This window comes from Phenylobacterium sp., assembly GCF_030697925.1.
Classification (GTDB): Bacteria; Pseudomonadota; Alphaproteobacteria; order Caulobacterales; family Caulobacteraceae; genus Phenylobacterium.
Window position 1 is genome coordinate 1 of the sequence record NZ_JAUYOJ010000131.1, and the last position, 9,916, is coordinate 9,916.

The 9,916-nt window shown below is 68.3% G+C and carries 11 protein-coding genes; 4 read left to right on the forward strand and 7 right to left on the reverse strand.

Going from position 1 to position 9,916, the window contains the following annotated elements; translation table 11 throughout:
• Positions 1 to 168: hypothetical protein (locus Q8Q88_RS12200; RefSeq protein WP_305675472.1), on the reverse strand; the 168-nt coding region annotated here is incomplete at its 3' end.
• Positions 169 to 324: 156 nt separating this feature from the next.
• Here Q8Q88_RS12200 and Q8Q88_RS12205 point away from each other — a divergent pair.
• From Q8Q88_RS12205 to Q8Q88_RS12215, 3 genes are all read left to right on the forward strand, one after another.
• Complete coding sequence (locus Q8Q88_RS12205) at positions 325 to 1,755, forward strand: short-chain fatty acyl-CoA regulator family protein (RefSeq protein WP_305675462.1); 1,431 nt, start codon at positions 325 to 327, stop codon at positions 1,753 to 1,755.
• Positions 1,756 to 1,829: 74 nt separating this feature from the next.
• Entirely contained in the window at positions 1,830 to 2,495 is a 666-nt protein-coding gene (locus Q8Q88_RS12210) for a TetR/AcrR family transcriptional regulator (protein WP_305675463.1), read from the forward strand.
• A complete protein-coding gene (locus Q8Q88_RS12215) occupies positions 2,492 to 4,756 on the forward strand; it encodes an arylsulfatase (protein WP_305675464.1) in 2,265 nt (754 codons plus the stop codon). Before Q8Q88_RS12210 ends, Q8Q88_RS12215 begins: the two co-directional genes overlap by 4 nt.
• Positions 4,757 to 4,758: 2 nt before the next feature.
• Here Q8Q88_RS12215 and Q8Q88_RS12220 read toward each other — a convergent pair whose 3' ends face one another.
• Positions 4,759 to 6,594 (reverse strand): transglycosylase domain-containing protein, encoded by a 1,836-nt coding sequence (locus Q8Q88_RS12220; protein WP_305675465.1) that lies wholly within the window; start codon positions 6,592 to 6,594, stop codon positions 4,759 to 4,761.
• A 190-nt stretch (positions 6,595 to 6,784) separates the two neighbouring features.
• Here Q8Q88_RS12220 and Q8Q88_RS12225 point away from each other — a divergent pair, with 190 nt between their 5' ends.
• On the forward strand, positions 6,785 to 7,162 hold the full coding sequence (locus Q8Q88_RS12225; RefSeq protein WP_305675466.1) for a PilZ domain-containing protein: 378 nt from the start codon (positions 6,785 to 6,787) through the stop codon (positions 7,160 to 7,162).
• A 7-nt stretch (positions 7,163 to 7,169) separates the two neighbouring features.
• On the opposite strand, the gene Q8Q88_RS12230 is transcribed toward Q8Q88_RS12225, so the two are convergent.
• The 5 genes from Q8Q88_RS12230 to Q8Q88_RS12250 form a co-directional block, all read right to left on the reverse strand.
• Positions 7,170 to 7,616 (reverse strand): hypothetical protein, encoded by a 447-nt coding sequence (locus Q8Q88_RS12230; RefSeq protein WP_305675467.1) that lies wholly within the window; start codon positions 7,614 to 7,616, stop codon positions 7,170 to 7,172.
• Positions 7,606 to 8,505 carry a DUF692 family multinuclear iron-containing protein gene (locus Q8Q88_RS12235; protein WP_305675468.1) on the reverse strand — a complete coding sequence of 300 codons (900 nt, stop codon included), beginning with the start codon at positions 8,503 to 8,505 and terminating at the stop codon, positions 7,606 to 7,608. The genes Q8Q88_RS12230 and Q8Q88_RS12235 overlap by 11 nt, the downstream gene beginning before the upstream one ends.
• A 68-nt stretch (positions 8,506 to 8,573) precedes the next feature.
• Positions 8,574 to 8,786, reverse strand: coding sequence for a hypothetical protein (locus Q8Q88_RS12240; protein ID WP_305675469.1), 213 nt, complete (start codon positions 8,784 to 8,786; stop codon positions 8,574 to 8,576).
• A 308-nt stretch (positions 8,787 to 9,094) separates the two neighbouring features.
• Positions 9,095 to 9,595 (reverse strand): hypothetical protein, encoded by a 501-nt coding sequence (locus Q8Q88_RS12245; protein ID WP_305675470.1) that lies wholly within the window; start codon positions 9,593 to 9,595, stop codon positions 9,095 to 9,097.
• 89 nt (positions 9,596 to 9,684) lie between these two features.
• Positions 9,685 to 9,916 (reverse strand): TonB-dependent receptor (locus tag Q8Q88_RS12250; protein ID WP_305675471.1); only part of this gene is annotated, 232 nt, incomplete at its 5' end.

Sequence of the window (9,916 nt, forward strand, 5' to 3'; positions counted from 1 at the left end):
GAACTCCTCGAACGAGCCCTCGTCCAGCAACAGCTCCAGACGCTCGCGCGCCGTCAGCTTGCCCTTGGCGTGCTGCGAGGCGATCCGACGCTCCCCGCCCCCAAGACGCGCCTCCGAACGACGGCGCTCTAGCTCTTCGAGCACTTGCTTGGCGCCAGCTGTCGCCAGACTGCCAACGGGTTTGTTCACGGCGATGACCCGGGTTGAAGCGTCCCGAAAATGGAGCGCATCGCCGCGATAGGCGCCTGCGGAGGTGACGTCACGTGAATAGAGGCGCTATTGTAAAATTCGTGCTTCACAAAAACACATTCTGCGAATTTGCAAATGCAACAGAAACTCTTCGTCGGCCCCAAGGTTCGCCGCCTGCGCGAGGCCCGGGGATGGAAGCTTGAGCCTTGCGCTACAAGGCTTGGCGTCTCGATCAGCTACCTTTCCCAGATCGAGGCCAACCAGCGGCCGGTCACCGCCAGGGTGTTGATCGCCATGATGCGCGTGTTCGATGTGGACGCTCAATCCCTCGACGCGGACGATGACCAACGGCTGATCGCCGACCTGCGCGAGGCCACCGCGGAATGGACCGACGAGGCGCCGGCGCCCTCCCTGGCCGAGCTGAAGCATGTGGTGACCAACGCCCCGAACTTCGCGCGCCACTATCTCGACCTGCACCGCGCCCACCGCCGAGCCGGCGAGCGCCTGAACGCCACCGACGAGGCCATCGCGCTCGACGAGACCGTCGCCGCCAGCGCCCTGCTGCCCTACGAAGAGGTCCGCGACTTCTTCCACTACAAGAACAACTACATCCACGCCCTGGACCTGGCGGCCGAGGCCTTGCACGACCGCTGCGGCTTTAGTCCCGACCTGCCGCTCGAGACCGCGCTGGAGATCTATCTCCGCGACCGGCTGAAGGTGCGGGTCCGGCGCAGCGCCGCCGGCGACCTGATGCGCCGTTTCGACTCCGGAACCCGCGAGCTGATGCTCAACGCCGCCCAGCCGGCGGAGACCCGCTCGTTCCAGATGGCCTGCCACATCGTCGCCGTGGAGCTGGGCGAGCTCATCGAGGCGGAGCTGGCGGTCTCGGAACTGCGCAGCCCCTCGGCGGTGGAGATCTGCCGCATCAGCCTGACCAACTACGCCGCCGGCGCCCTGCTGCTGCCCTACGAGACCTTCCGTCACGCGGCCCAGGACCTGCGTCACGACATCGACCTGCTGTCGCTGCGCTTCCAGACCAGCTTCGAGCAGACCTGCCACCGGCTGAGCACCCTGCAGCGGCCGGGCGCGCGCGGCGTGCCGTTCTATTTCGTCCGCGTCGATCCGGCCGGAAACATCACCAAGCGCCACAGCGCCACGCGCTTCCAGTTCGCCCGCTTCAGCGGCGCCTGCCCCCTGTGGAACGTGCACGAGGCCTTCGGCCGCGATGGACGGATCCTGACCCAGGTGGCCGAGATGCCGGACGGCGCACGCTATCTCTGCCTGGCCTGGGGCATCCTCAAGCGCTCCGGCGCCCACGGGACCCCCGACCGCCGCTATGCGCTCGGCCTCGGCTGCGAGGTCCAGTACGCCGACGCCCTGGTCTATTCCGACGGGGTCGACCTGCAGGGGCCGCCCGAGCGCATCGGAGTGAGCTGCCGCATCTGCGAGCGCGACGACTGCCAGCAGCGCGCCTTCCCGCCGGTGGACCGAGGCTTCACCGTCTCGCGGTCGGAGCGCTCGATCGTGCCCTTCTCGCTCACCACGCCCAAGCGTGACCGCGCCTAGACCCGGCCGCTCAAGCCCGGATTGACTCCCGCCTCGCCCCGGATAATACATCGTATTAAATCGGGAGCGGCTAAATGCCCGCCATGGGAAACGCACGGGTCGAGGACGTCGCCGAGGGCACGGTCGACCAACTGCTGTCGGTCGCCGAGCGCCTGTTCGCCGAGCGCGGGGTCGAGCAGGTGGCCCTGACCCACATCGTCGCGGAGTCCGGGCAGAAGAACCGCTCGGCGGTGCACTACCACTTCGGCTCCCGCGCCGGGGTGCTGGCGGCGGTCATGAACCGCCGGCTGGCGCCCATCAACGCCAGGCGCGAAGCCCTGATCGACGCTCTGCCGCACGACGCCGCGCCGCTGGATATCGTTCGGGCCACCATCGCCCCGCTGGGTCTGGCGGTGGTCGAGGCGCCCTGGGGCGCGGACTATCTCAGCATCCTGGCCCAGGTGACCTTCCATCCCCGGCTGCTGGGTGAGCAGGGCGTCGACGACGCCCTGCTGAGCGGCATCCGCCGGACCAAGCGACGGCTGGCCCAGGTCGTGCCGCACGTCTCGACGGCCTTCGTGGACCAACGCCTGAGGTGGTTGATCGACAGCGTGGTCTTCGCCATGGCCCGCTGGGCCCGCGACACGTCGAAGGTCCGACAGACCCCCGCGGCCATGGCCGCCCTCATCGAACAGCTCGCCGCCTACGGGACCGCCGGCCTGCTGGCGCCCGATCCGGCCCCCGGAGACTTGAAGCCATGAGCAAGACGACCCCCGCCGGAGAAGACTTCCAGGGCGTCATCGGACGCACCATCCCGGAATCCCAGCCCTGGTGGCCGGCGTCCAAGATCAAGCCGGGCTCGCCCAATGTGGTGCTGGTGGTGCTGGACGACACCGGCTTCTCGCACTTCGGCTGCTACGGCTCGACCCTGGCCACGCCGAACATCGACGCCCTGGCCGCTGGCGGCCTGCGCTTCACCGGTTTCCACACCACCGCGCTATGCTCACCGACCCGGGCCTGCCTGCTCACCGGCCGCAACCACCATGCGGTGGGCATGCGGGCGATCTCCAACTTCGACACCGGCTATCCGAACATGCGCGGCGCCGTCCCGCGCTCGGCCGCGACCCTGGCCGAGATCCTGCGCGACAACGGCTATGGGACCTACGCCACGGGCAAGTGGCACCTGGCGCCCATGGCCGAGTGCTCCGCCGCCGGCCCCTATACCAACTGGCCGCTGCAGAAGGGCTTCGACCGCTATTATGGCTTCCTGCAGGGGGAGACCGACCAGTTCTTCCCCGAACTGACCCACGACAACCACTTCATCGACGCCCCCGGCGGTCCGGAGGACGGCTACCACGTCTCCGAGGACATCGTGGACCGTTCGGCTGGCATGATCCGCGATCAGGTCTCGCTGGTGCCGGAGAAGCCGTTCTTCCTCTACCTGGCCTTCGGGGCCATGCACTCGCCCCACCAGGCGCCGCAGGCCTATCTCGACAAGTGGCGCGGCAAGTTCGACGCTGGCTGGGACGTGGCCCGCGAGGAATGGTTCGCCCGCCAGAAGGCGCTGGGAATCATCCCGCCCGACACCAGGCTCGCCCCGCATAACCCCGGCGTCCGTCCGTGGACGGATCTTTCGGTCAACGAGCAGCGTTTCGCCGCCCGGCTGCAGGAAGCCTTCGCCGCCATGCTGGAGCACACCGACGACCAGATCGGCCGGCTGGTCGCCTTCCTGAAGTCCATCGACCAGTTCGACAACACGCTCCTCATCGTCATGTCCGACAACGGCGCCAGCCAGGAGGGCGGCGCCACCGGCGTGCTCGACGAGATGAAGTGGTTCAACGGCATCCGCGAGAGCGTCGACGAGGCGGTGTCGCGCCTGGACGACATCGGCGGCCCCAATAGCCACTGCAACATCCCCTGGGGATGGGCCCAGGCCGGCAACACCCCGCTCAAGTGGTACAAGCAGAACACCCACGGCGGCGGGGTTCGTGATCCGCTCATCGTTCACTGGCCGAACCGCGTCACGGCCGGGGGCGAGACCCGCGACCAGTTCTGCCACGTGATCGACATCGCCCCGACCATCATCGACGCCCTGGGAATCGAGACCCCCACCGTGGTCGCCGGCGTTCCGCAGACGCCCGTCCACGGGGTGAGCCTCAAGCCCACCTTCGCCGACGCCGGCGCCGCGCTGGATCGCGGGCCGCAGTATTTCGAGATGCTGGGCCATCGGGGCATCTGGAAGGACGGCTGGAAGGCGGTCACCCACCACACGCCCGGTCAGCCCTTCGACGAGGATCGCTGGGAGCTCTACCACCTGGCCGAGGACTTCTCGGAGCACGACGACCTGGCCGAGACGAACCCTGAGAAGCTCAAGGAGATGGTCGACCTATGGTGGGCCCAGGCCGAGATCCATGGCGTCCTGCCGCTGGACGATCGCCCGGCCATGGCCTTGTTCCGCGCCTCGATGCGGCCGGGCCTGCCCGCCTCACGCAACCGCTTCGTCTACTATCCTCCGCTCTCGCACCTGGTCTCCGACGCCTGCCCCTCGGCGGCGCGGGGCTGGACCACGAGCCTCGAACTGGAACACCCGGCGGGAGACGGCGACGGCGCCCTCATCGCCCGCGGCAGCCTGAACAGCGGCTTCGTGCTGTTCGTGAAGCAGGGGCGGCTGGTCTTCGACTACAACGAGTTCCACGAGCATACGCGGCTGACGGCGGCCACGCCGCTGACGGCGGGCCCGCATGAAATCGGCCTGGTCGTGACCCGCACCGCCGACGGCGGCGGCGATGTGGTCCTGTCCGTCGATGGCCAGGTCGTGGCCAGCGGCCGGGTCCCGCGCCTGCTGTTCATCGTCTCATCGACGGGTATGGACCTCGGCCGCAGCCTGTCGCCCGTGGTCGACGACTACGCCGCGCCCTTCGCCTATCCCGGCAAGATCGCCAAGGTCGTGTTCGAGACGCCGGAAAGCATGCCCAAGGGCGAGGTGAAGGCCCAGGTCCGCGCGGAGATGGTGCGGCAGTAGCCTTAGCCGATCGGAGGGTCCTCGACCGGCGGCTCGGGCGTGTCGGCCGCCGGCGGGACCAAGGCGTCGATCGGATCGGCGATCGGCGGCGGCGGCAACGGCGCGGCCGCCGGCGGGCCGACAGGGATCGGCTGTTTCGGGACCCGCTTCAGCGCCACGCTCATGAAGCTGCGCCAGAGCTCGGCCGGCGCCCCGCCGCCGGTGACCCGACCCATGGGCGCCCCGTCGTCGCGGCCCATCCAGACCACGGTGGTGAAACCGCCCGTATAGCCGGCGAACCAGGCGTCCTTGTAGTCGGAGGTGGTGCCGGTCTTGCCGGCCAGGTCATAGCCCGGGATCGCCGCCCGGGTTCCGGTGCCCGAGACGATCACGGTGCGCAGCATCAGGTTCAGGTCGCTGAGCGGCGGATTGGCCACCACCGGCTGCGGCGCCGCGGCCTTGCGCTGGTAGAGCACGGTCCCGCCGGTGGTGCGGATGCGTTCGATGCCGTAGGCGCTGACCCGATAGCCGCCGTTCGAGAAGGTCGCATAGGCCTGGGCCATCTCCAGCGGCGAGACCAGGGTGGTGCCCAGCGCCATGGCCGGATCGGTGTTGATCGTCGAGACGATGCCCACCCGGTGCGCCGCCGCCGCCACATTGGGCCGGCCCACCTCGTCGGCCAGCCGCGCCGCCACGGTGTTGATCGACTGGGCCAGCGCCACCTGCAGGGTGATCGGTCCCAGATAACCCTCGTTGTAATTGCGCGGCGACCAGGTCCCGATAGTCAGGGGCTCGTCCACCACCGGCATATCGGGAACCCGTCCGGCCTCCAGGGCGGCCAGATAGACGAACGGCTTCCAGGCCGAGCCCGCCTGTCGCTTGGCGGTCACCGCCCGATTGAACGGGCCCTTGGCGTAGTCGACGCCGCCGACCATGGCCCGCACCCGCCCCTGGCCGTCCACGGCGACAAGCGCGGCCTGCGACACCTGCTGGGCCTGGTGGCGCGCCAGGACGGAGCTGGTGGTCGCCGCCGCGACACTCTCCAGGCCGAGGTCCAGGGTGGTCTCCACCACCACGTCCTGTTTGGGCTGGCCGACCAGCTGGCGGCGCTGGCCGTCCAGCCAGTCGACGAAATACTGCGCCGAGGCGCTCGACGCCGACGGGGCGACCTTCAACGGCCGGGCGCTCGCCTTGGCGCGCTGGGCGGGGGTGATGGCCCCGATCTCGACCATGGCGTTCAGCACCAGGGCCGCCCGCTGGGCCGCGCGCTGCGGCTGTTCGGCCGGATTGTAGTTGGTGGGCGACTTCAGCACCCCCGCCAGGGTCGCCGCTTCCTGGATGGTCAGGCGCGCGGCGGGCTTGTTGAAATAGCGCTGCGACGCCGCCTCCAGCCCATAGGCCCCGCCGCCGAAATAGACCCGGCTCAGATAGAGGGCGAGGATCTGGCGCTTCGAATAGGTGCGCTCGAGCTGGACGGCGTAGAGCAGCTCCATAGCCTTGCGCTCGACCGTACGGTCGGAGGTCAGGAACAGGTTGCGCGCCAGCTGCTGGGTGATGGTCGAGGCGCCCTGGGTCGCGCGCCCCTCGCTGACCCCGGCGATGATCGCCCGGCCTATGCCCACCGGATCGAAGCCGGTGTGCTCGTAGAACCGGCGATCCTCGATGGCGATGAAGGCGGCCGGCACATGGGGCGGCAGCTTGGCCAGGTCGACGGGCGGGCCGTAGCGTCCGCCGCGCACGCCCAGCATCGCGCCGGACCGGTCGACATAGGTGACCTGAGGATCGCGCCGGATCTCCGGCAGGCGCGGCAGTTCCGGGGCGCCCGCGAGCAAGGACGCGGCGGCGGCGAACACGATCACCAGGCAAGCTCCAGCGTGGCGGGCGTCCCAGCGCCCGTCCGACAAGCTCCTTCTGTCGCCTCAGCGACCGCCGGCAAACATAATTCGCGGTAATATGGGTTAAGGCCGGACGTCCCGACGCCGAGACTGCGACGCTCTGACACCTTTGGGTAAGGGCTACGTGCTTAACTCGGTCGACTTGGAGAGACGCGTGCGGAATTTCGTTCTCGATAACGCCAGCGAGCTGGAACGACGGTCGATTTCCCGCGCCGGGGATCGCCGCGCCAGTCCGCGCGAGAGCGTCAGCCTGCCGGCTTTCCTGCTGTCGGCCGGCGGTGAACTGGTCTCCTGCACCATCGTCGACAGGTCCCTCGAGGGCTTCCGCATCGATCTCGGTGAGGGTGGGCCAGCCGTTCCCGACCGCTTCCTGATGGTCGACATTCTGGGCGGCATCGGCCACGAGGCCCAGGTCGCCTGGCGCGGCGGTTCGTTCGTCGGCGCCCGCTCGCTGCGCCGCCACGACCTGCACGAGCCCCAGGGTGGCGTCGCCGCCGAGCTGAAGAAGGCCTGGGCGCGCGCGCTGGCCTAGCGCCGCTTCACGCGGCTTCCGTATGGCTTTCGCGTAGGGCCGCGGCCACCTGGGCGCTCTCGATCTCCAGTGCGGAACCGACCTCCGGCCCGAACGATCGGCCGCGCGCGATCTCGCGCCGCACGAAGCGGCAGAAGCGGTCGGCCTCCACATAGAAATGCACGTTGGACTGCGGATGGTCGGCCCAGTAGTCGGAGGCCACGGCCCGCAGGTCATGGCCCAGCGCCTTGCACAGCCGCGGCGTGTTCAGCGCCAGCGGCGCCAGGCGGTTGGCCCTGTAGACCATGCAGGAGCAGGCCATGCCAGGATGGCGTACGATCCCCTCCAGCCTACCCGCCTCCCGGTCGGTGAGCTGGTAGCGGCGCATCAGCAACGAGGGATCGATCTTCACCGCCATGCACAGCTCCGGCGAGGCCGTGAGGTCGGCGAGCGCCTGCTGGAAGTCAGCCAGCATGGGCCAACCTCCGGCGCGGCGCCCAGGTCTCGGCGAGCTCGTGCATCCGCTCCAGCTCCGGGATCAGGCCGTCGGCCAAATCCTCGTAATAGGTCTCCTGGAACTCATAGGTGATGGCCCGCAGGTTGGGGAAGCCGGCCACGTGGGCGAAGGCGGTCTCCCACACCGGCTCCGGCGTCAGGCTGGAATGGCTGTCCATGTAGAAGCCGGCGAAATCGTCGCCGCCGCCCAGGTGGATCTCGATCACCGCGGCCGGGTCGAGCTGGGCGATATAGGCCTCGGGCGTCTCGCCGCCGTTGCGCCAGTTCACATAGAGGTTGTGCAGGTCAAGCAGGGTCTCGCAGCGGCCCTCGGCGTGCAGCCGGTTGAGGAACTGCGGCTCGGTCATGTCGGGATCGGGGACCGGGGTGAAGAAGGCGCCGTTCTCGAGCGCGATGGGGCAGCCCAGGGCCTGGCGTAGCCGCGCGGCCTTGCCGGCCACGATCCCATAGACCTCGTCGTCGTAGGCGATGGGTAGGCCCAGGCCCGCCTGGGCGTTGGGCACGGCGCCCTTGGGGGTGATGAAGACGCTGAGGTGCTCGCTGAACCAGGAAAACCCGATGTCGGCGGCGAGCTCGGCCACCGCGTCGACGAAGGCCTCATCCAGCGGCATGGCGCTGGGCAGCGACAAGCCGATGCCATGCCCGGCCGTCAGCCGGCCTTCGGCGCAGCGCCGCAGCTCGTCGATGGCGCCCAGGGTGCGGTGGAAGCGGCGTCCCTGCGCGTTCGGGCCGAAGTCGTACCAGAGCCGGTCGGGCATCACGCCCAGATACTCCACCAGGTCCGGCGCCTGGGCGATCAGCAGCGGACTGACCGGATTGTAGAGCAGTCCGACGGTGGGGCGGGTCATGGCGATCCTGCTTGCTATTGAAGGATCCGGCCCCGCCCTCCGCGGGTCGAGGGCGGGGCCGGACGCGTTCAGCCGAAGCGTTGGCCAAGATCGACGCGGATCACGTCCTCGAAATCGTCCTCGATCACCACCTTGATGCGACCGGACAGGCAGTTGCAGCCGGTGTGCTTGTGGATCAGCTCCAGGATCGACTTGCTGACGATGCTGAAGTCCTTGTCGACGAAGTCCCCAGGGGTCGAGACCTTGAGGACGGAACTGTCGAGCCCTTGCACAAGGCTCATTTGGGCATAGCGCCCCTTCGTTGCGACAGCGGCAGTCATGGGTGTTTCCTCCAAGAAACGCCCGGAAGTCATATCACCGACAACAATGTTCGTCGATCAATAATACTTGATCTATTGACTGAATTGGTAAATATCGACTAACCAAAGCTGAATAGTCAAGCTTATTTACTCTAAGTATAAGTAAACTTCTTTCTTGTTGGGGCAATTGTCAAGCTTGGTGTCCGAGAGGTCGCTCCAGCGCGCGCTCGGGGCGGCCAGGCCCACGAAGACCTGGACCGAAGCTGAGCCGCCACCGGCGATCACCTGGCCTAGGCTGGATCGCCGGGCTTCCGCGCCCGGCTGATGATCAGCGAGAAGGTGAGGCCCACCAGCACCATGTGGCAGAACATCTGGTTGAACACCGGGAACCAGCCGTGCGGCGGCTTGTAGGCGGCCAGCGACAGCGGCACGACCAGGTAGTTCATGAAGAAATAGAAGCCGAATCCAAAGGCCGGGCCGGCGATCCAGGGATGGCGGTTCATGGCCGGCAGCCTGCGGCTGGCGAGATAGTAGAAGGTCGCCGCCCCCAGCATGATCAGGGTGTGGGCCGCCATGCCCAGGGCCGCCGTGGCCGCCCCGCCCGCGAACGCCGCCTTGCCCAGCAGGCCGCTGGCCACCGACTGCAGGATGCGCTCGGCCGGAACGCCCTTCAGGCTCCAGATGATGATCGGATTGGAGATGTCGAGGACCGCGGCGAGCAGCCCGGCGCCCAAGATCGCCTCAGTCGGACGCAGGGTCCGCCGGGCGCGCGATTCTGCGAGAGCGGTCAAGGTCGTAACTCCCAATGGCGTGTCGGATATCGCGAAAAAATCGGGGCGGCGGAGGGGAACCGCCGCCCCGGAGTAGGGCCTCTTGGAGCTTAGAAGCGGAGCTTGATCTGTCCGAAGGCGCGGCGGCCGATCACGTCATAGCTGGACGGGTCGGTGCCGGACTGGACGTTCGGGGCGTAGAGACGCGGCTGCTGGTCGGCCACGTTGTTCACGCCAAGCTTGATCTCGACATTGTCCGTGACGCCCCAGGTGGCGTCCAGGTCGATGTAGTAGGTCGCCGGGACGTTGGAAGGCACGCCGGCCGTGCCGAGGAAGGTCTCG

Bases quoted from the DNA above. Each gene is read 5' to 3' on its own strand.
- Q8Q88_RS12205 (WP_305675462.1), top strand. From the start codon at position 325: ATGCAACAGAAACTCTTCGTCGGCCCCAAGGTTCGCCGCCTGCGCGAG.
- Q8Q88_RS12210 (WP_305675463.1), top strand. From the start codon at position 1,830: ATGCCCGCCATGGGAAACGCACGGGTCGAGGACGTCGCCGAGGGCACG.
- Q8Q88_RS12215 (WP_305675464.1), top strand. From the start codon at position 2,492: ATGAGCAAGACGACCCCCGCCGGAGAAGACTTCCAGGGCGTCATCGGA.
- Q8Q88_RS12230 (WP_305675467.1), bottom strand. From the start codon at position 7,616: ATGCTGGCTGACTTCCAGCAGGCGCTCGCCGACCTCACGGCCTCGCCG.
- Q8Q88_RS12235 (WP_305675468.1), bottom strand. From the start codon at position 8,505: ATGACCCGCCCCACCGTCGGACTGCTCTACAATCCGGTCAGTCCGCTG.
- Q8Q88_RS12240 (WP_305675469.1), bottom strand. From the start codon at position 8,786: ATGAGCCTTGTGCAAGGGCTCGACAGTTCCGTCCTCAAGGTCTCGACC.